Origin of the sequence: Burkholderia sp. MSMB1498 (assembly GCF_001526245.1) — a bacterium.
GTDB classification, from domain to species: Bacteria; Pseudomonadota; Gammaproteobacteria; order Burkholderiales; family Burkholderiaceae; genus Burkholderia; species Burkholderia savannae.
Genome location: NZ_LOYJ01000130.1, coordinates 43,158 through 63,661 on the forward strand (window position 1 = coordinate 43,158; position 20,504 = coordinate 63,661).

The following is a 20,504-nucleotide window of genomic DNA, read 5'->3' on the forward strand; positions in this document are numbered from 1 at the left end:
CCGGCCGGCGCGACAGCGCGCCTGGCCGACGGTGCAAACGGGTACGAACGGGTACTGACAGGTACAACCGGCCACTAAAGAAACGGATTCGGATCGTTGAAACACGAACGCTGCGATTATCGCATGGGCATCCTGTCGTCTCCGCTCGACGCAAGCGCCGCGGAGTGGGACGCGCTCGTCGCGCGCGCGCCGCGCCCGACGCCCTTTCTGAAACACGCCTTCCTGAGCGCGCTGCACCGCGCGGGCTGCGCGGTCGACGACACCGGCTGGACGCCGCGCTTCGTCACGCTCGCGGACGCCGCGACGGGCGCGCTCGTCGCGGCCGCGCCCGTCTACGCGAAACGCCATTCGTATGGCGAATACGTGTTCGACTGGGCGTGGGCCGACGCATACCAGCGCAACGAGCTGCCGTATTACCCGAAGCTGCTGTGCGCGGTGCCGTTCACGCCCGTGCAGGGCAGCCGGCTCCTCGCCGTCGACGACGACGCGCGCCGTCGGCTCGCCGCGACGCTCGTCGCGCTCGCCGAGCAGAGCGAGGTGTCTTCGCTGCACGTGCTGTTTCCGACCGAAGACGAGGCGCGCACGCTCGCCGACATGGGGATGATGCTGCGCGAAGGCGTGCAGTTCCATTGGCTCAACGACGGCTACCGCGATTTCGACGCGTTCCTCGGCACGCTCGAGCAGAAGAAGCGCAAGAACATCCGCGCGGAACGCCGCAAGGTCGCGCAAGCGGGCGTCACGTTCCGGCGCGTGCGCGGCGAGGACGCGACCGACGCGGATTGGCGTTTCTTCGCGCGCTGCTACCGCCAGACGTACCGCGAGCACTTCTCGAGCCCGTATCTGACTCTCGATTTCTTCCGCGAGATCGGCGCGACGATGCCGGAGAACCTGCTGCTCGTGATCGCCGAGCGCGACGGCCGGCCGATCGCGAGCGCGCTCGCCGTGTACCAGCGCGACGCGTCGGGCGGCGGCACGCTGTACGGCCGCTACTGGGGCGCGCTCGAACACGTGCCGTGCCTGCATTTCGAAACCGCGTACTACCAGTTGCTCGAATTCTGCATCGACGAGCGGCTCGACACGTTCGAAGGCGGCGCGCAAGGCGAGCACAAGCTCGCGCGCGGCTTCATGCCGACCGTCACGCGCTCCGCGCACTGGCTCGCGCATCCGGCGTTCGCCGACGCGGTGGGCCGCTTCCTCTCGCAGGAGGCGAACCAGATTCACGCCTACGTCGACGAGTTGCGCGAGCACAATCCGTTCAGGGACGGCGAACGCTGACCACGACGCGATGCCCGCGGCGTGCGCCTCGTCCCGCGGCCGGCAGTCGCGCGAGCGCGGCGCGCCGGCCTCCCAAACGGCATCGCCATTCATTTCCCTCAACAGGTTATGCGAGATATTTGATTATCATTCGTTCCAAATCGGAAATTGAAAGATTATTCGGTTGCAATATTCACACAAAACCCCCTAGACTTTCGGTGCGCTTAATGCGCACCGAAATAGAGAGAGGCGGATTTCATTCGCTTTCGTCCCTGTTTCTGATTTTCGGATTCGATATTCTGAAAATCGATAAAAACACTCATATTCCAAGGCCACCCGCTAGCTTCACCCTTCGGCGCACCGCCTGACGCGGTCGGAGAGGATGGGGAGACATTTTGATCTTTTGGTTGAGAATCTTCATGCGGATTATCAATTAGGAGTATTAAATGATGTCATTCCATCTGCCGATTCTAAACGGCACGCGCCGGCCATTCTTATCGCCCTATATCAGTCCCGAAACGCCGTTTGAAATGGCGTCTGCGAAACCAGCGCGGCGGCGCAAGCCATCGGGCTTCCCGCCCCTCGGCGCTCGCCGAGCGGCCCGCGCGGCGGGCGCCGCTCCGGCCGCCGGCCTGCCGCCCGCCACGCGCCTCGACACGCGCGCCCACTAACCAACGCCCCCGACGATCTCGGGCAAGCGCTGCGCGCCGCCCGAGGCGGCGGGGCTTGCGTCGCGCGCGCCAGGCGCGACGCACCCAACTCATCGGTCCGCGCTCATGCCCAACACCTCTTCCCGAACGACGCTGCTATGGATCGTCGCCACCGCGTTCTTCATGCAGTCCGTCGACACGACCATCGTCAACACGGCGCTGCCGTCGATCGCCCACGCGCTCGGCCAGGACGCGCTCTCGATGCACGGCGTCGTCACCGCCTACACACTGACGATGGCCACCCTCACGCCCGCGTCCGGCTGGCTCGCGGATCGCTTTGGCACGCGTCGCGTGTTCTTCGTCGCGATTGTCGTGTTCGCGCTCGGCTCGCTCTGCTGCGCGGCCGCGACGAGCGCGACGCAGCTCGTCGTCGCCCGCGTGCTGCAAGGCATCGGCGGCTCGATGCTGCTGCCGATCGGCCGGCTCGCGGTACTGCGCGGTGTGCCCGGCGACGAATACGTGGCCGCGCTCGCGTTCGTGTCGATCTTCGGCCAGATCGGGCCGATCCTCGGCCCAACGCTCGGCGGCTGGCTCACGCAGTCGATGTCGTGGTACTGGGTGTTCCTCGTCAACCTGCCGATCTGCGCGGTCGGCCTCGTCGCCGTCCACCGCTACATGCCGCGCGACGAGCCGATCGATCCTCCGCCGTTCGATTACACGGGCTACACGCTGCTGTCGAGCGCGATGATCGCCGGCTCGCTCGCGATCGACGCGTTGTCCGACGGCGGCTACACGGACTGGACCCTCGGCGTGACCACGATCGCCGCGGCCGCGGCGATCATGTACGTCGCCCATGCGCGCCGGCGCGCGAATCCGCTCTTCCGGCTCGAACTCTTTCGCGAACCGAACTTCGCTGTCGGCCTCGCCGGCAACCTGGTCTCGCGGATCGGCATCGGCGCGACGCCCTTCCTGCTGCCGCTGATGATGCAGCTCGAATTCGGCTATTCTCCGTTGCGCTCGGGGCTCATGCTCGTGCCGGCCGCCATCGCGGGCGTGATCGCGAAGCCGTGGATCGCGCCGCTCGTTCGCCGCTACGGCTATCGCACGTTTCTGTTCGTCAACACGCTGATCGTCGGCGCCGTGATCGCGCTGTTCGCGGCGATCGGCCCCGACACGCCGCTCGTCGCCGAAATGGCGCTGATTGCGATCTTCGGCGCGATCAACTCGATTCAGATCGCGGCAATGAACAGCGTGACGCTGAAAGGCCTGCCGCACCGCGACGCGGCGAGCGGCAACAGCCTGTATTCGATGGTGCAGATGCTGTCGATGGGGCTCGGCGCGTCGGTGGGCAGCGGGCTCACGAGCCTGTTTGGCGAGCAGACCGGCTCGTCGCTGCTCGGCTTCAAGCTGAGCTTCGTTTGCGTCGGCGTGGTGACGCTCGTGTCCGCGGCGATCTTCCGGCGCATCCAGGAAGCGCCCGCGACGCGCACGCGGCCCGGCCACGCGGTCGCGCACCGCTAGCCGCGCGACCGGGGGCGGCCGCCGGATGAACCGACGGGCGAATCGCGCGCTCGCGCCGCGCAATTTCTGCGACACTGGCGGCTTCGCATCACGCCGCCCTTCATGTCCTGGTATCTGTATCTGATCGAATGCGCTGACGGCAGCGTCTACACCGGCATCACGACCGACGTCGCCGCACGTTTCTCGCAGCACGCGCAAGGCAAGGGCGCGCGCTACACGCGCGCGCGCAAGCCGAGGGCCGTGCTCGCGTCGTTCGAGCTCGCCGATCGCTCGAGCGCGTCGCGCGCCGAATATTGGGTCAAACGGCTGACGCCGACGCAAAAGCGCGCGCTAGCGGGAGGCTCGCTCTCGCTCGCGTCGGTGCTGCCGGCCCCTGACGCCGGCGCGACACGCCGCGCGGACGGCGATTGCGCGACACCCGCGCCGGCAGCCGGCATCGCCGAAACGGCGACGGCCGAAGCCGCAACCGCAATCGGCGCGGCGATGACGACGGGCGGCACGGCTACCGCGGATCGCGCCGCGAAGCCGAAGAAGCCGAAGAAGGCCCCAAACGCGGCGAAAATATCGAAACAGACGGCGACCGGGTCTTCCGGGGCCCCGACGACTTCGGGAAGGAGAGCGGAGCCTGCGCGCGCGCGTTCCGCCCGCGCGGCGGCCCCGCAGCGGACGCGCACCAAACAAAACCGCGCGGCCTCTTGACGAGACACGCGCGGTTTCGCGCAACCGGACGGCGCCGCGGCGAGCGCCGTCGCGCCGCTTACTTCTTGAAGTTCGCGACGCCTTCGGTGATTTCCTTGTGCGCCGCGTCGATGCCGTCCCAGCCCTCGACCTTCACCCACTTGCCCTTCTCGAGCGCCTTGTACTGCTCGAAGAAGTGCTTGATCTGATCCTTCAGGTACGCGGGCACGTCGTCGATCGACTTCAGGTTCGCCGTCATCGGGCAGACCTTGTCGTGTGGCACCGCGACGAGCTTCGCGTCGACGCCCGATTCGTCGGTCATCTTCAGCATGCCGAGCGCGCGCGCGCGGACGACCGAGCCCGCGAGCAGCGGAAACGGCGTGATGACGAGCACGTCGACGGGATCGCCGTCGCCCGACAGCGTCTGCGGAATGAAGCCGTAGTTCACCGGATAGCGCATGCCGGTGCCGATGAAGCGGTCGACGACGAGGAGGCCGAGTTCCTTGTCGGCTTCGTACTTGACCGGCTCGCTTTGCGCCGGGATCTCGATGATCACGTTGAAGTCTTGCGGCAGATCCTTGCCGGCCGGGACGTTGCTGAAGCTCATGAGCGTTCTCTGAAGTTCGGATGGGAATCGGGACGGATGGCGGCCTCGCGGGCGCCTCCGATGGAAAGCGCATTATAGCCAATCGCCCGATGGCGCTTGCGTCGCGTTCGGCCGATAATCGGCCAACGATCAGACACGGCCCGAGCAGCCGGGAGCGAGCATGGAAGAGGCGAAGCATTTCATCGCGGGCGCATGGGCGGCGCCCGCGGGCGGCGAGACGATCGCCGTGATCGATCCGTCCGACGGCGAGCCGTTCGCGCGGCTCGCGCGCGGCACGGCGCCCGACGTCGACGCGGCCGTCCACGCGGCCCGCGCCGCGTTCGGCGGCCCGTGGGGCGCGGCGAGCGCGGCCGAGCGCGGACGCATGCTCCACCGGCTGTCGATGCTCGTCGCCGCGTGCCGCGAGGAGCTCGCGCTCATCGAGTCGCGCGACACCGGCAAGCCGCTCACGCAGGCGCGCGCGGACGCCGACGCGCTCGCCCGCTATTTCGAGTTCTACGCGGGCGCGGCGGACAAGCTGCACGGCGAGACGCTCCCCTACCGCGACGGCTACACGGTGCTCACGCTGCGTGAGCCGCACGGCGTGACGGGCCACATCGTGCCGTGGAACTACCCGATGCAGATCCTCGGGCGCAGCGTCGGCGCGGCGCTCGCCGCGGGCAACGCATGCGTCGTCAAGCCGTCGGAGGACGCGTGCCTGTCGGTGCTGCGCGTCGCGGCGCTCGCGGCCGAAGCCGGGCTTCCCGCGGGTGCGCTCAACGTCGTGACGGGCTACGGCCACGAAGCGGGCGCGGCGCTCGCGCGCCATCCGGGCGTCGATCACATCTCGTTCACCGGCTCGCCGGACACGGGCCGCCTCGTCGCGCAGATGGCGGCCGAGCACCACGCGAGCGTCACGCTCGAGTTGGGCGGCAAGTCGCCGCAGATCGTGTTCGCCGACGCGGATCTCGACGCCGCGCTGCCCGTGCTCGTATCGGCGATCGTGCAGAACGCCGGCCAGACCTGCTCGGCCGGCAGCCGCGTGCTGATCGACAGGGCGGTCTACGAGCCGCTCGTCGAGCGTCTCGCCACCGCGTTCAACGGGCTGAAGGTCGGCCCCGGCCGCGCCGATCTCGACTGCGGGCCGCTCATCAGCGCGAAACAGCAGCAGCGCGTGTGGGATTTCCTGTCCGACGCGCAGCACGACGGCATCGTGATGGCCGCGCACGGCGAAGTCGTGCCGGACGCGCCCGAAACGGGCTTCTACCAGGCGCCCGCGCTGCTGCGCGATGTCCCGCACACGCACCGGCTCGCGCAGGAGGAAGTGTTCGGCCCGGTGCTCGCGGCGATGAAGTTCGCCGACGAGGACGAAGCGCTCGCGCTTGCGAACGGCACGCCGTACGGGCTCGTCGCGGGCGTGTGGACACGCGACGGCGCGCGCCAGATGCGGCTCGCGCGCCGGCTGCGCGCGGGGCAAGTGTTCGTCAACAACTACGGCGCGGGCGGCGGCGTCGAGCTGCCGTTCGGCGGCACCGGGCGCTCGGGCTACGGCCGCGAGAAAGGCTTCGAGGCGCTGTACGGCTTCACCGTGCTGAAGACGATCGCGCTCAAGCACGACTGAGCGGGCGCGCAATGCCGCACGGCACAGCGCGCGAGCGCGCGTCGCCGCCCGCCGTCGTCATGGCGGCGTTCGCGTTCGCAACGTTCACGACAAGATCCAGGAGACAATCGATGCGGTTGAGCGGCAAGACGGCCGTCGTCACGGGCGCAGGCTCGGGCTTCGGCGAAGGCATCGCGAAAACGTTCGCGCGCGAGGGCGCGTGCGTCGTCGTCAACGATCTGAACGCGGCGGCGGCCGAGCGCGTCGCGAGCGAAATCGCGCTCGCGGGCGGCCGCGCGCTCGCCATCGCGGGCGACGTGTCGCGCGGCGACGACTGGCGCGCGCTGCTCGACGCCGCGCTCGACGCGTTCGGCGGCGTGCACGTCGTCGTCAACAACGCGGGCACCACGCATCGCAACAAGCCGGTGCTCGACGTCACCGAAGCCGAGTTCGATCGCGTGTATGCGGTCAACATGAAGAGCCTCTTCTGGAGCGTGCAGACGTTCGTGCCGTACTTCCGCCAAGCGGGCGGCGGCGCGTTCGTCAACATCGCGTCGACCGCTGGCGTGCGGCCGCGCCCGGGCCTCGTCTGGTACAACAGCACGAAGGGCGCGATGATCACCGCGAGCAAGACTCTCGCCGTCGAGCTCGGAGCCGACCGGATTCGCGTGAACTGCGTGAACCCGGTGCTCGGCGAGACCGGCCTCACGGCCGAGTTCATGGGCGTGCCGGACACGCCGGAGAACCGCGCGCGCTTCATCGCGACGATCCCGCTCGGCCGCCTGTCGACGCCGCAGGACATCGCGAACGCGGCGCTCTATCTCGCATCCGACGACGCGGCGTTCGTCACCGGCGTGTGCGTCGAAGTCGACGGCGGCCGCTGCGTCTGAACGCGCCGCGCCGCCCGCGGTCCACCCCGCCTGCCGCCATTCAAACGTGCCAGAGGAGACATCATGGCCAGCACCGCGCCGGCGTTCACGCCGACTCCGCCGTCCGCCTTCGAGGCGGCAACCTACCGCAAGGTCTCGTGGCGGCTCGCGCCGCTGCTGCTGCTCTGCTACGTGGTCGCGTATCTCGATCGCGTGAACGTCGGCTTCGCGAAACTGCAGATGGCGTCCGACCTGCATCTGTCCGACGCGGTCTACGGCCTCGGCGCGGGCATCTTCTTCGTCGGCTACTTTCTGTTCGAGGTCCCGAGCAACGTGATCCTGCACCGGGTCGGCGCGCGGGTGTGGATCGCGCGGATCATGGTCACGTGGGGCATCATCTCCGCGCTGACGATGTTCGTGTCGACGCCCGCGATGTTCTACACGATGCGCTTCCTGCTCGGCGTCGCGGAAGCGGGCTTCTTCCCCGGCGTGATCCTCTATCTGACCTACTGGTATCCGGCGCACCGCCGCGGCAGGATGACCACGCTCTTCATGACGGCCGTCGCGCTGTCGGGCGTCGTCGGCGGCCCGATCTCCGGCTACATCCTGAAGACGTTCGACGGCGCGAACGGCTGGCACGGCTGGCAGTGGCTGTTCCTGCTCGAGGGCGTGCCGTCGGTGCTCGTCGGCATCCTGCTGCTGTTCGCGCTCGACGACCGGATCGCGAAGGCGGCATGGCTCGACGACGATGAAAAGGCCCTCCTCACGCGCAACATCGCGCTCGAGGACGCGCGCAAGGAAGACCTGCCGCTCGCCGTCGTGTTCGCGAGCCCGCGCGTGTGGCTGATGGGCCTCATCTATTTCTCGTTCGTGATGGGGCTCTACGGCGTCGGCTTCTGGCTGCCGACGCTGATCAAGTCGACGGGCGTGACCGACACGTTCTCGATCGGCCTGCTGTCCGCCGTGCCGTATGCGGCGGCCGTCGTCGCGATGCTCGCGATCGCGCACAGCGCGGACCGCCGCCGCGAGCGGCGCTGGCATCTCGCGATCCCCGCGGCGGCGGGCGCGCTCGGGCTCGTGCTGTCGGTCGTCTGGGCGCACGACACGATGCTCGCGATGCTCGGCCTCACGATCGCGACGATGGGCATCCTGACGACGCTGCCCCTCTTCTGGAGCCTGCCGACCGCGTTTCTCGGCGGCACGGCCGCGGCCGCGGGCATCGCGATCATCAATTCGGTCGGCAATCTGGCCGGCTTCCTGAGCCCGTACCTCGTCGGCTGGCTCAAGCAGGCGACCGCGTCGAACGACGCCGGGATGTACATGCTCGCCGGGTTCCTCTTGCTGGGCGGCCTGCTCGCGCTGTCGGTGCCGAAGGCGCTCGTCGACATCTGATTCGACGCGCGGCGCGCCCGTGCCGGCAAAAACGAAAACGGCGGCCACCAAGGCCGCCGTCTTCTTTGCGTCCCGCCCGCGCGCCGGGCGACGCCCCGGCGCGAACGCTCAAACGACCGTGATCGAGAGCGCGCTTTCGCGATAATGCTGCGCGGCCTTGTCGGTCTCGCCGAGATGCTCGAACAGGCGCGCAAGCGCGCGATGCGTGCGGATCTTGAGCGGCTCGTCGTCGGCGAGCTTCAGCGCCGATTCGAGGAACGACTGCGCCTTGCCCCACAGTTGCTGCTGCTGGCACAGCCGGCCGAGCGCGAACAGCAGGTCCGCGTCTTCCGGGCGTTCCCGGCGCCAACCCTCCGCCTTCTGGATCAGCGGCAGCGCGTCGGAGCCCGCCGTGTCCGGATAGCGGCGCAGCAGCCGCGCGTTCCAGTTGTGCGCGAGCGCGTCCTCGACGATTCGCCGCGCTTCCTGGCGGCGCTCGAGCGCGATCAGCAATTCGGCCGCGAGATCCGCGAGGCGCGGCGACTGCCGCTCGGCGGCCGACAGCGACTGCCACACTTCGAGGAGCGCGTCGGCGTCGTGCCGGCGATCGCGCAGCAGATGCTCGGCCGCCTGCTGGCGCAGACGCACGGCGGCGGCCGGATGCAGCGCCTCGCGCTTTTCGAGCGCCTTCGCGATCTTCAGCACCTCGCCCCAGTTCTTCAGTTGCTGCTGCGCGCGCAGCGCGATCTGCTGCGCATGGATGCGCTTGCCGCCCGACGCCTGCATCTCGGCGAGCGCGGCGAGCGCGCCCTCGGCGTCGCGGCCGTCCGCGCGCATGTCGGCCGTCGCGAGCAGGCGCGCGTCCTGCCATTCCTGCCCGCTCACCTTCGCGAGCCATTCGTCGCGACGCGCATACTCGTGCATCCGGTGCGTCGCCGCGGCGGCGATGAGGCTCGCCGCGCCCTGGTTCGCGTCGACCGCGAGCGCATCGCGCGCGGCCTTTTCCGCACGCGAGAAGCGGCCCGCGTACAGGTTCGCGAGCGCGTCGCGCAACGAGGCCTGCGCGCGCTCGTTGCGCATCCGCGCGCGATACGCGGCGACGCGCTGCGGCATCCGCCACACGTTGCGCACGATCCGCATCAGCGCATACAGCACGATGAAGGCGACGATGATCGCGAGCACGAAGAAGTTGAGCGACACGTCGACGCGATACGGCGGGTAGACGATCAGCACCTGGCCGGTGTCGAAGCGGCCGACCGTCGCGAGCGCCGCGGCGATCGCGAACAGCACGGCGAGCCAAATGATTCCACGCAGCGTCATGTCGTCAACCCCGGCTCTTGAACTGTTGAACCGCGTTCAGGCTCGTGTTGAGGTTCGGCACCGCGACCGTCAGCGACGCGGCGTCGACCTGCTTGAGCAGATCCTGAACGATCCGGGTGTCCTTCGACGCGCCGTCGAAGTAGCGCGCGACGGCCGCCTGCGCGGCATGCAGATCGGACTTCATCGCGCCGTCGTTGCGCGCGAGGAGCGACAGCCGCGCGCTCAGCAGGCGCAGCTTCACGTTCTCGCGCACGAAGTAGCCTTCCTCGGGCGACGCGAGCATCGCGTCCGCGTGGTCGATGCGGCGCACTTCGACGAGCGACTTCAGCTGCGCGCCGATGCCCGCCGAGAAGCCGCGCCACCACGCCTTCCAGCGCGGCTCGCCCGCCGCCGCGGCCGCCTGCTCGGCGTTCGCGGCGACGTCTGGCGTCGTTTGCGCGTGCGGCGCGATCGCTTCGCCCGCGAGCGGCAGCGCGTCGACCTTCCCGATCGCGTCGTCGAGCTTGATCGCGAGCCCGGTGAGATCCGCCGACGGCGCGGCCTTCAACCGTTCGATGTCCTGCGCGATCGCCTTGCGCACGACGACGGCCTGCGCGCTCTGCGACGACGCGAGCCGCGAATCGGCGTTCTGCAGCGCGATCAGCGCGAGCTGCGTGTTGCCCGTCAGCAGGAGCTGCTGGCTCGCGCTCGACAGCATCTGGCCGACTTCCTCGATCATCCACGCGTCGCGATTGCGCGACAGGTCCTGATACTGCTGCTGCAGCGCGGTCTGCGCGGTCTGCGCATCGGCGAGCTTGCCTTCGAGCTGCGACAGCTGCGAATCGGCCTGATGCACGCTCGCGAGCGCCTGATCGGTCTTCGTGCGGATCTCGGCCGTCTGCGCGTCGAGCGCCTTCTGCCGCTCGACCGCGTGCTGGTCGAGGCGATCGACCTTACGGTTCAGCGCATAGCCGCCGACGCCCGCCGCGGCCGCGATCACGGCGACCACGAACCACAGCGCCGCGCTCGAGCCGCTGCGCCGCTCTTTCGTTTCAAACGGCGTAAACGGTTGATTCGGCGGCGCAACGGGGGCCGCGGCCGGTTTGGAAGAGACGTCTTTGGTATCGTTGGTGTCTGTCATGCGAGAAGGCATCGGAGCGGCAGTCGCCGGTTGATCGGCCTGATCGGCCAACGTACGAAACGCGCGGACGATGCGCTCATCGCCTGCGCCGGACAGCGTAATCCTATCAAAACCGAGTGCGCGCGCGGTCTCGACGATCCGCGGATGCGGCGCGACGAACTGCGCGTGCGTCAGCGCGTCGATCTCGGTCTCGTTCAAATGCTCGTGCGCGAGCTCGCGCAAATTGCGTACGCCTTCCGAGCTCGTCACGAGCCACGCGTGCGGCGCGCCCGACAGCAGCGCATGCACGCGCTCCCACGCGCCGATCGAAGGCTCCGGGCTCACGCGCCGATACGCGGCGACGAGCTCGACCTCGGCGCCCGCTTCGCGCAGCCGCTCGGCGAGCCATTCGCGGCCGCCGTCGCCGCGCACGATCAGCACGCGTTTGCCGGCGAGCTTCGCCTCGCCGTCGAACGCGCGGACGATCTCGGCGAAGAGGCTTTCGGAATCGTAGTGCGGCTCGCCGCCGCCGTCGTCCGGCTCGCGCGGCGCGATCACGCGATGCGCGCCCGCCGCGATTCCATGCCGCGCGAGCGCGGCGACGCTGCCCGGCCCGACCACGCCGATCGGCAGCGGATGCGGCCAGATCGCGCCGAGCCGCGCGAGCGCGTGATCGATCGCGTTCGGCGACACGAACACGACGAGCGCGTATGCATCGAGCCGCGCGAACGCGTCGGCGAGCGGCGCGTCGTCGGCGAGCGGCGCGATGTCGATGAGCGGAAAGTCGAGCACGTCGAGGCCCGCCGCGGCAAGCTGCGCGGCAAGCTCCGCCGATTGTCCGTCGGGGCGCGTGAGCACCGCCGTGAACGCGCGCGGCGCGCCCGCCATCACGCGCCGCCCTTTTGCGCGCTCGCCGCGACGAGCGCGTCGACGATCGCGCGCGCGCCCTGGCGCTCGAGATCGTCGGACACGGCACGGCCGAGCGCGAGCGCGTCGGCGGGCGTCGCGGCGCGGGCCTGCGCGCGCGCGACGAGCACGCGGGCGCCGTCCGTCGTCGACACGCTGCCCGTCAGGCGCAGTTCGTCGCCCTGCCACACCGCATGCGCGGCGAGCGGCACCTCGCAGCTGCCGCCGAGCGCGCGCGACACAGCGCGCTCGGCCTCGACGGCGAGCGCGGTCGCGGCGTCGTGCAGCGGCGCGAGCCAGGCGGCGACGTCCGCGCGGCGCGCGGCGATCTCGATGCCGAGCGCGCCCTGGCCCGCGGCGGGCAGGCTGTCTTCGGCGTCGAGCAATGCGCGGATGCGCGCGGCGAGGCCGAGGCGCTTCAGGCCCGCGGCGGCGAGAATGATCGCCGCGTAGTCGCCGCGGTCGAGCTTCGCGAGCCGCGTGTCGAGATTGCCGCGCAGCGGCCGCACGTCGAGGTGCGGATGGCGCGCGCGCAGCATCGCCTCGCGGCGCAGGCTCGACGTGCCGACGACGGCGCCCGCGGGCAGTTCGGCAAGCGACGCGTAGTCGTTCGACACGAACGCGTCGCGCGGGTCCTCGCGGCTCATCACGGCCGCGAGCGCGAAGCCTTCGGGCAACTCCATCGGCACGTCCTTCAGCGAATGCACGGCGAGATCCGCGCGGCCATCGGCGAGCGCGTTCTCGAGTTCCTTCACGAAGAGGCCCTTGCCGCCGACCTTCGAGAGCGCGCGATCGAGAATTTGATCGCCGCGCGTCGTCATCCCGAGGATTTTCACGTCGCAAGCTGGATATAATTTGCGCAGCGCATCACGCACATGCTCGGCTTGCCACATGGCGAGGCGGCTCTCGCGCGACGCGATCGTCAGCGTCGCAGGCAGCTCGGCCGAAAGAGTCTCGGAGTTCATTGCAGGGACATCGAAGGACGGGATTAGGAACGGACTATGGTAGCACGCGCGCCTTGCGCCTCCGCCCGCCGGACGGCCGGTGCGCACGGCCCGCACGGTCTGCGTCAAGATCCCGAACGATCGTTCGGTTCGAGGCGGAATCCGGCGTCCGCACGCGGGCCCGGCCCGCAGTCGTCGCGTCGCTCGCCGCGTCGCCCGGTTTCGTCGTCCGACGAGGCCGCGCGCGACGCGCGTCACGCACCGTGCAGCGCGCGGCGCCGCGCCGCTTGATCGCGCTCGCTGTTGCTGGACCGCAGTTCCCGTTCACTCGTGCTTTCCCAAGGAAATCAATCGTGAAGTCTTCCGGATCGGCGCGCGCGACGCGCCGCAATGCTGTCTCGTCCTCCTACGCCCCGGCGACCGCCGACACCCCCGCCCGCCGCGCCGCGAAAACAGCGCGCAAGCCGAACGGCGCCGCCGCGCAAGCGCTCGCGCCGGCGAACGCCGCGCACGCGAAACCGCAAGGCCGCACGCGCGAAGACAAGGACCGCCCGCTCTTCGAGGACATCCGCTATCTCGGCCGGCTGCTCGGCGACGTCGTCCGCGAACAAGAAGGCGACGCCGTGTTCGACGTGGTCGAAACGATCCGCCAAACCGCCGTCAAGTTCCGCCGCGAGGACGACAAGGCCGCCGCGCAGACGCTCGAGAAGATGCTGCGCAAGCTCACGCCCGAGCAGACGGTGAGCGTCGTGCGCGCGTTCAGCTATTTCTCGCATCTCGCGAACATCGCCGAGGACCGCCATCACAATCGCCGCCGCCGAATCCACGCGCTCGCGGGCTCCGCGCCGCAGGCGGGCACCGTCGCCTACGCGCTCGACAAGCTCAGGCAAGCGGGCGACGCGTCGCCGAAGACGATCCGGCGATTCTTCGAAGGCGCGCTCATCGTGCCCGTGCTGACCGCGCACCCGACCGAAGTGCAGCGCAAGAGCATTCTCGACGCGCAGCACGACATCGCGCGGCTGCTCGCCGAGCGTGACCAGCCGCTCACCACGCGCGAGCTCGCGCACAACGAGGCGCTCCTGCGCGCGCGCGTGACGACGCTCTGGCAGACCCGGATGCTGCGCGACGCGCGCCTGACGGTGGCCGACGAGATCGAGAACGCGCTGTCGTACTACCGCGCGACCTTCCTCGACGAGCTGCCCGCGCTCTACGCGGACATCGAGGAGGCGCTCGCCGAGCACGGCCTGCCCGCGCGCGTGCCGGCGTTCTTCCAGATGGGCAGCTGGATCGGCGGCGACCGCGACGGCAACCCGAACGTCACCGCCGCGACGCTCGACGAAGCGATCAACCGCCAGGCCGCGGTGATCTTCGAGCATTACCTCGAGCAGGTGCACAAGCTCGGCGCGGAGCTCTCCGTGTCGAACCTGCTCGTCGGTGCGAGCGACGCATTGAAGGCGCTCGCGGCCGCGTCGCCCGACCAGTCGCCGCACCGCGTCGACGAGCCGTATCGCCGCGCGCTGATTGGCGTCTACACGCGGCTCGCGGCGAGCGCGCGCGTGCGGCTCGGCGAAGGCGCGGTGCCCGTGAGAAGCGCGGGCCGCGGCGCCGCGCCCGTGCGCGCGACGCCGTACGCGGACGCCGAGGAATTCGTCGCCGACCTGCGCGTGCTGACCGATTCGCTCGCCGTGCATCACGGCGAATCGCTCGCGGCGCCGCGCCTCGCGCCGCTCATGCGCGCGGCCGAGGCGTTCGGCTTCCATCTCGCGAGCATCGACTTGCGGCAGAGCTCGGACATCCACGAAGCGGTGATCGCCGAGCTGCTCGCGCGCGGCGGCGTCGAGCCCGACTACGCGGCGCTGCCCGAAGCAGACAAGCTGCGCGTGCTGCTCGCGGCGCTGGCGGACCCTCGGCCGCTGCGCTCGCCGTATCTCGACTATTCGGACCTCGCGATGAGCGAGCTCGGCGTGCTCGAGCGCGCGCATGCGATCCGCGCGCAGTTCGGCCCGCGCGCGGTGCGCAACTACATCATTTCGCACACCGAGACGGTGAGCGACCTCGTCGAAGTGCTGCTGCTGCAGAAGGAGACGGGCCTGTTCGAAGGCACGCTCGGCACGCCGCATGCGAACGCGCGCAACGGCCTGATGGCGATCCCGCTCTTCGAGACGATCGCCGACCTGCGCAACGCGCCCGACATCATGCGCGAGTTCTTCGCGCTGCCGGGCCTGGGCGAGCTGCTCGCGCACCAGGGCCACGAGCAGGAAGTGATGCTCGGCTATTCGGACAGCAACAAGGACGGCGGCTTCCTCACGTCGAACTGGGAGCTCTATCGCGCGGAGCTCGCGCTCGTCGATCTGTTCAGCGAGCGCGGCATCAAGCTGCGCCTCTTCCACGGGCGCGGCGGCACGGTCGGCCGGGGCGGCGGCCCGACCTACCAGGCGATCCTGTCGCAGCCGACCGGCACGGTGAACGGCCAGATCCGCCTGACCGAACAGGGCGAAGTGATCGCGAGCAAGTTCGCGAACCCGGAGATCGGCCGGCGCAATCTCGAGACGGTCGTCGCCGCGACGCTCGAGGCGACGCTCCTGCCGCACAGCAACGCGCCGAAGCAGTTGCCCGCGTTCGAGGCGGCGATGCAGACGCTGTCGGACGCCGCGATGGCCGCTTACCGCGCGCTCGTCTACGAGACGCCCGGCTTCACCGACTACTTCTTCTCGTCGACGCCGATCACCGAGATCGCCGAGCTGAACATCGGCAGCCGGCCCGCGTCGCGCAAGCTGCAGGACCCGAAGAACCGCAAGATCGAGGATCTGCGCGCGATTCCGTGGGGCTTCTCGTGGGGCCAGTGCCGGCTGCTGCTGACGGGCTGGTACGGCTTCGGCAGCGCGGTGGCCGCCTATCTCGACGGCGCGAAGGACGCCGGCGAGCGCGCGAAGCGCGTCGCGCTGCTCAAGAAGATGAACAAGACCTGGCCGTTCTTCGCGCATCTGATGTCGAACATGGACATGGTGCTCGCGAAGACCGATCTCGCGGTCGCGTCGCGTTATGCGCAGCTCGTCGCCGACAAGAAGCTGCGCAAGCACGTGTTCGAGCGGATCGTCGCCGAATGGCACCGCACGTCGGACGCGCTCGCCGAGATCACGGGCAGCGGCGCCCGGCTCGCCGCGAATCCGCTCCTCGCGCGCTCGATCAAGAACCGCTTCCCGTATCTCGATCCGCTGAACCACTTGCAGGTCGAGCTGATCAAGCGGCACCGCGCGGGCGACACGAACGCGCGCCTGCGGCGCGGAATTCACTTGACGATCAACGGGATCGCGGCCGGGCTGCGCAATACCGGCTGAGCGCTGCGCGGCCTTGCGCGCGGGCGCCGCCGTGCCGTGCGCGAGGCTCGCTTGCCGACGTCGAAACGGTGACGGCCGCGCACGTGCGCGGCCGTTTTTTTGCTCGGGGCGCTTGGTTCGCCGGACGGCTTTCGCGCGGCTGGCGCCCTGCAATCGGCGTGTGGGGCCGGCGCTGTTCGGTCACGTGCCGGGAAGGAACGGCGCCGCGCGAGGGGCGCGCCGCGCGGCTTTCTCGCGTGCTCGGGCTTGACGTCGCGCGGCTCCGCGCGCCGAGGATTCGGCGTATCGCGATCTGCGTATCGCGTTGCACGCTTGGTTCGGTTCGGTTCGGTTCGGTTCGGTCCGGTCCGGTTCGGTTCGGTTCGGTTCGGTTCGACTCGGCTCGGCTCGGCTCGGCTGGGCTGGGCGCTCGGTGCTCGGCCTGGGCTCCCAGCTCCCAGCACTCGCTTATCGGTTATCGGTTATCGGTTATCGGTTATCGGTTATCGGTTATCAACGCTCAGATCTCAACGCCCGGCACCGCGTTCCCAGCAATCGACGCGCGCCGCGCAGGGTGCCCGGCGCCTCGACATTCCGACACTTCGACACTTCGACGCCTCGCCGTCCCGGCTTCCCCGATCTCCCAGCGCCCCGCCCATCCCCCGCCCCGCCGCGTCAGCGCGCGTCGATCATCACCGCATCGAGCTCGAACGAGCCGTCCGGCCGCACGTCGAAGTACGCGCGCACCTCATCGGGCGCGCCCGCCCACAGCGCGCGGATCGCGTTCGCGCGCACGTCGGGCGTCCTCATCCGCGCGATCCAGCCGTCGAACGCGATCGGCAGGCGCCAGCGCGCCCGCACCCGCGCCGCGAAACCCGCCTGCGCGAACGACGCGAGCCACTCGTCGACGCGGTAATCGCGCACGTGCGACGCGTCGCGCAGCACCTCGACCGCCTGGAGATGCGTGTCGACGAGCGGATGATCGGCGCCCGCGATGTCGACGAACAGCACGCGGCCGCCCAGCTTCAGCACACGGCGCGCGTCGGCGAGCGCGCGCGGCACGTCGTGCCAGTGATGCGCGCTCATCCGGCTCACGATCCAGTCGAACGACGCGTCGGCGAACGGCAGCCGCTCCGCCGCGCCCTGCTCGACCCGCACGTTCGCGAGGCCGCGCTCGCGCGCCGCGGCTTCGACCGTCGCGAGCATCTGCGGCGCGAGATCGTACGCGACCACCTCCTTCGCGCCGCCGCGCGCGGCGGCGAAGCTCGCGTGGCCCGCGCCGCAGCCGAGATCCAGCACGCGCGCGCCGGGCGTCCCGGCGATCTCGGCGGCGAGCGTGTCGAGATCGGCGCCCGTCGCATGGACGGCGCTCGTCAAATAGGCGGATGCGGTCGTGCCGAACGCGTCGGCGACCTGATCGTGATGTTTCATGCGCTGACTCCTTGTCGCGTGGGGATCGCAGACGGCCGGCCGACTGCATCGGCCGCCGTGAGCCGCTACAATAGAACCCGATTTGTACCGGTACAAGACAATCGATTATCCTGGTATCCGCTCCACCAGCCTGGCGATCGGAGCGCCGTATTTCCGTTCGCCCTCACGCATCGCCCGACCCAGATGAGCCGCCCGTCCGCCCCACCGTCCCTCGACTCCACGCCCGCCCGCGCGCTCGGCGAATTCATCCGCGCGCACCGCGAGCGGCTGTCTCCGCAGGCGCTCGGCCTGCCGCCCGGCCCGCGGCGCAGGACGCCGGGATTGCGCCGCGAGGAGGTCGCGCAGCTCTGCGGCGTGAGTCCCACCTGGTACACGTGGATCGAGCAGGGCCGCGAAGTGTCGGCGTCGGCCGACGCGCTCGCGCGCATCGCGGTTGCGCTGCGGCTGTCGCGCGCCGAGCGCGCGTATCTGTTCGAGCTCGCCGCGCAGCGCGACCCGGCCGAGCCCGAGTTCGCGGCGACCGACGTGCCGGAAACGCTCGTCGCCGCCGTGAAGCTCATCGCGACGCCCGCGTACGTGCTCGATCGCCAATGGAACGCGCTCGCGTGGAACGACGCGGCCGCCGCGCTCTTCACCGGCTGGCTCGACGGCGAGCGCGGCGAGCGCAACCTGCTGCGCTTCACGTTCACGTCGCCCGCGGCGCGCGCGCTGATCGTCGATTGGGAAACGCGCGCGCGGCGGCTCGTCGGAGAATTCCGCGCCGACACGATTCGCCATCTGAGCGACGCGCCCACCCGTGCGCTGATCGATTCGCTGCTCGCCGAAAGCGACGCGTTCGCGCATTACTGGGCGTCGCAGGACGTCGGCGAGCGCGAAGGCGGCGAACGCGCGTTCGACCATCCGCGCGAAGGCCGCGTCGTCTATCAGCAGATGACGCTCAAGCCCGCGCATCGCGAAGACCTGAAGCTCGTCGTGCTGGTTCGGGAACACGCGTGACGGCGGGAACCCGGGCCCGCGCGCGCATGCGAACGCGAGCCGCGTCGCGCGACGCCGGGCGAAGGTTCGTCAGAACGTGATCGTCGCGGTGATCGTGTCGTTGTAGGTGCCGGGCGCGGGCGTCGTCTGCACGGGCACCTGGCCGTACACGGTGAGCGACTGCGACAGGCCGCTCCCCGTTCCCGTCGCCGTCGACGTGCCGGACGTGCCGTCGCCCCAAATCGTCGAATGCGCGGCGTCGAGATACAGCTGATAGTTGACGGCGCCGCCCCCGCCCGTGCGCAGCATCGCCCGCGACGACACGTCGCCGCTGCCGCCGCCGCTCAGCGCGATCCGGAACGCGTCGCCGTTCGTGCATTGCGCGCTGATCGTGCCCGTCGCGCTCAGCGCGCTCTGGATCACGCCCGTCGAGCCGAACGCCACGTTTGTCGCGTTGATGAAACAATCGTTGACGACGGTCGCGTTCACCGTGAATGCAAACGTACCTGCCGATGCCTGCGACGCACAAGGCGTCGGCGTCAACGTGTAGAAGCTGTAGTTGAGCGACGTCAGCGTGCCGCCGAACGTCTGCGAATAGGTGGTGCTCGCGTTGCCGACCGTCGGCACGGTCGGCTGGTTCGCCGCGATCTGCCCGTAGATCGTGACGTTCGAGCTCGCGGTCGTGCTGAGCGCCGGCTTCACGAGCGTGAGCGAGATCGGCGTCGTGCCGTAATACGTCGAGCCCCAGCTCTGCGTGTGGCCCGAATCCTGATACAGGTCGTACTGCATCTGGTTCGATCCGTTCGTCAGATAGCGCGGCGGCGTGCCGCCGAGATTCAGGCAAACGAGCACGCTGGGCGTCAGCGTGGCGGCCGACCACGTACAGGTGACGGTCATCGTCGCGGTGGTCGTGACGGCCGCGAGCGTGATCGGGTCGACCGAGCCGAAATCCGGCGCGGGCGTCGTGACCGAGCACGTCTCGGCGCGTGCGGCGCTCCACGGGCCCGCCATCAGCAACGCAACGAGCATCGCGAGCAGCCATTGTTTCAAATCGCGCTGCCTGAATTTTGTCATCGCCATTTTTTGACGTATCTCAAGCATTCGGACCGGCTTCAGTATAACCATCGGCACGCGCCATTCGATTTTCGGCGAACGGCATAAAGTGGCTCGACCGTCGCCGACACGCAGCGAGGAAATTCCGAATTCATCCGGATTCGTTCATCCGAATCCGGCCGACCGAATCCGGCCGACTGCACGCCGGCCGAAAAACGCCGCCCGGCGGCCATGCGGCTTTCACGAATTTTGCCGTCATTGCCTGAAAGTGTATTGCACCGGTTACGTAGGCTTTTCTCCTGATCATTCACCGGCATTTTCCCGTTGCCGGGAATGAAATCGTCGACTAGGCTTGTTAGGAACGCAAAAAAATCATGTCTTCGGCTTATCGCGCGCTCATTGAACGGCGCACCTGACATTTCGATGCCTGCGGCGGAATAGTGACGGGAAAATAACCATAGCTACGGAGCGATTGCGATGCATGTCCTTCAACGCCCTCTGTTGTCGGCCCTCGCCGCCGTTGTCCTCGTCGCCACGCCGTCGTTTCGTCCGGCATCGGCCGCGACTGCCACCGCCACCTTCAACGTCTCGCTGACGATCCAGGCCAACTGCACGATCTCCGCCAACCCGCTGTCGTTCGGCACGACCGGCGTGCTGGCGTCGGCGGTCAATCAGCAGACGACGCTGTCCGTCACCTGCACGAACACGACGACGTACAACGTCGGCCTCGACCCGGGCAGCGTGTCCGGCTCGAGCGTCTCGAGCCGCCTGCTCGCCGGCACGGCGTCCGGCAACACCAGCACGACGGTCGGCTTCCAGCTCTATCAGAACGCGGGACACTCGACGCCGTGGGGCAAGGAGTAGGTTTCACATTGCACCTTGTCCGGTAGTTGGAGCGGCGATGAAGGTTGCTTGTGTTGCTTTGCGTCC

General features: G+C 69.3%; 15 protein-coding genes and 1 pseudogene. 9 read left to right on the top strand and 7 right to left on the bottom strand.

Going from position 1 to position 20,504, the window contains the following annotated elements; genetic code table 11:
* The first annotated feature begins 96 nt into the window (after positions 1 to 96).
* The 3 genes from WS91_RS31145 to WS91_RS31155 all read left to right on the top strand — a co-directional run bounded on the left by WS91_RS31145 (position 97) and on the right by WS91_RS31155 (position 4,124).
* Positions 97 to 1,275: a GNAT family N-acetyltransferase gene (locus tag WS91_RS31145; protein WP_038751730.1), complete on the top strand. Its 1,179-nt coding sequence runs from the start codon at positions 97 to 99 to the stop codon at positions 1,273 to 1,275.
* Positions 1,276 to 2,030: 755 nt separating this feature from the next.
* A complete protein-coding gene (locus WS91_RS31150) occupies positions 2,031 to 3,425 on the top strand; it encodes a DHA2 family efflux MFS transporter permease subunit (protein WP_059671661.1) in 1,395 nt (464 codons plus the stop codon).
* A 102-nt stretch (positions 3,426 to 3,527) separates the two neighbouring features.
* A complete protein-coding gene (locus WS91_RS31155; RefSeq protein WP_038751735.1) occupies positions 3,528 to 4,124 on the top strand; it encodes a GIY-YIG nuclease family protein in 597 nt (198 codons plus the stop codon).
* A 58-nt stretch (positions 4,125 to 4,182) separates the two neighbouring features.
* On the opposite strand, the gene ppa is transcribed toward WS91_RS31155, so the two are convergent.
* The gene (gene ppa / locus WS91_RS31160) at positions 4,183 to 4,710 is read right to left on the bottom strand and encodes an inorganic diphosphatase (RefSeq protein WP_038751738.1); all 528 of its coding nucleotides are present in this window, start codon (positions 4,708 to 4,710) and stop codon (positions 4,183 to 4,185) included.
* A gap of 160 nt (positions 4,711 to 4,870) precedes the next feature.
* Here ppa and WS91_RS31165 point away from each other — a divergent pair, with 160 nt between their 5' ends.
* The 3 genes from WS91_RS31165 to WS91_RS31175 all read left to right on the top strand — a co-directional run bounded on the left by WS91_RS31165 (position 4,871) and on the right by WS91_RS31175 (position 8,550).
* Positions 4,871 to 6,310, top strand: coding sequence for an aldehyde dehydrogenase family protein (locus WS91_RS31165; protein WP_059671662.1), 1,440 nt, complete (start codon positions 4,871 to 4,873; stop codon positions 6,308 to 6,310).
* 110 nt (positions 6,311 to 6,420) lie between these two features.
* Entirely contained in the window at positions 6,421 to 7,179 is a 759-nt protein-coding gene (locus WS91_RS31170; RefSeq protein WP_038751805.1) for an SDR family oxidoreductase, read from the top strand.
* Between the two features lie 63 nt (positions 7,180 to 7,242).
* Entirely contained in the window at positions 7,243 to 8,550 is a 1,308-nt protein-coding gene (locus tag WS91_RS31175; protein ID WP_038751743.1) for an MFS transporter, read from the top strand.
* Positions 8,551 to 8,658: 108 nt separating this feature from the next.
* Here WS91_RS31175 and WS91_RS31180 read toward each other — a convergent pair whose 3' ends face one another.
* The 3 genes from WS91_RS31180 to hemC are packed head-to-tail and all read right to left on the bottom strand — an operon-like array spanning position 8,659 to position 12,819.
* Positions 8,659 to 9,849, bottom strand: coding sequence for a heme biosynthesis protein HemY (locus WS91_RS31180; protein ID WP_038751746.1), 1,191 nt, complete (start codon positions 9,847 to 9,849; stop codon positions 8,659 to 8,661).
* Positions 9,850 to 9,853: 4 nt separating this feature from the next.
* Positions 9,854 to 11,836 (bottom strand): fused uroporphyrinogen-III synthase HemD/membrane protein HemX, encoded by a 1,983-nt coding sequence (gene hemDX, locus WS91_RS31185; RefSeq protein ID WP_059574741.1) that lies wholly within the window; start codon positions 11,834 to 11,836, stop codon positions 9,854 to 9,856.
* Positions 11,836 to 12,819 carry a hydroxymethylbilane synthase gene (gene hemC, locus WS91_RS31190; RefSeq protein WP_038751752.1) on the bottom strand — a complete coding sequence of 328 codons (984 nt, stop codon included), beginning with the start codon at positions 12,817 to 12,819 and terminating at the stop codon, positions 11,836 to 11,838. The genes hemDX and hemC overlap by 1 nt, the downstream gene beginning before the upstream one ends.
* Before the next feature lie 332 nt (positions 12,820 to 13,151).
* On the opposite strand from hemC, the gene ppc reads away from it, so the two are divergent.
* Positions 13,152 to 16,136, top strand: a complete 2,985-nt coding sequence (ppc, locus tag WS91_RS31195; protein ID WP_038751757.1) for a phosphoenolpyruvate carboxylase — start codon at positions 13,152 to 13,154, stop codon at positions 16,134 to 16,136.
* 654 nt (positions 16,137 to 16,790) lie between these two features.
* Here ppc and WS91_RS31200 read toward each other — a convergent pair.
* The gene (locus tag WS91_RS31200; RefSeq protein WP_038751760.1) at positions 16,791 to 17,546 is read right to left on the bottom strand and encodes a class I SAM-dependent methyltransferase; all 756 of its coding nucleotides are present in this window, start codon (positions 17,544 to 17,546) and stop codon (positions 16,791 to 16,793) included.
* Positions 17,547 to 17,729: 183 nt separating this feature from the next.
* Here WS91_RS31200 and WS91_RS31205 point away from each other — a divergent pair, with 183 nt between their 5' ends.
* The gene (locus WS91_RS31205) at positions 17,730 to 18,542 is read left to right on the top strand and encodes a helix-turn-helix transcriptional regulator (RefSeq protein ID WP_059643671.1); all 813 of its coding nucleotides are present in this window, start codon (positions 17,730 to 17,732) and stop codon (positions 18,540 to 18,542) included.
* Between the two features lie 69 nt (positions 18,543 to 18,611).
* Here the strand turns inward: WS91_RS31205 and WS91_RS31210 are convergent, their stop codons facing one another.
* Together WS91_RS31210 and WS91_RS36580 are read right to left on the bottom strand one after the other, a co-directional pair.
* Entirely contained in the window at positions 18,612 to 19,622 is a 1,011-nt protein-coding gene (locus WS91_RS31210) for a Csu type fimbrial protein (RefSeq protein WP_059671663.1), read from the bottom strand.
* Positions 19,623 to 19,633: 11 nt separating this feature from the next.
* Positions 19,634 to 19,993 carry a hypothetical protein gene (locus WS91_RS36580; protein ID WP_156432579.1) on the bottom strand — a complete coding sequence of 120 codons (360 nt, stop codon included), beginning with the start codon at positions 19,991 to 19,993 and terminating at the stop codon, positions 19,634 to 19,636.
* A 58-nt stretch (positions 19,994 to 20,051) separates the two neighbouring features.
* Here WS91_RS36580 and WS91_RS31215 point away from each other — a divergent pair.
* Positions 20,052 to 20,429: pseudogene (locus tag WS91_RS31215) on the top strand (spore coat protein U domain-containing protein); the annotation flags it as partial.
* Positions 20,430 to 20,504 lie beyond the last annotated feature (75 nt).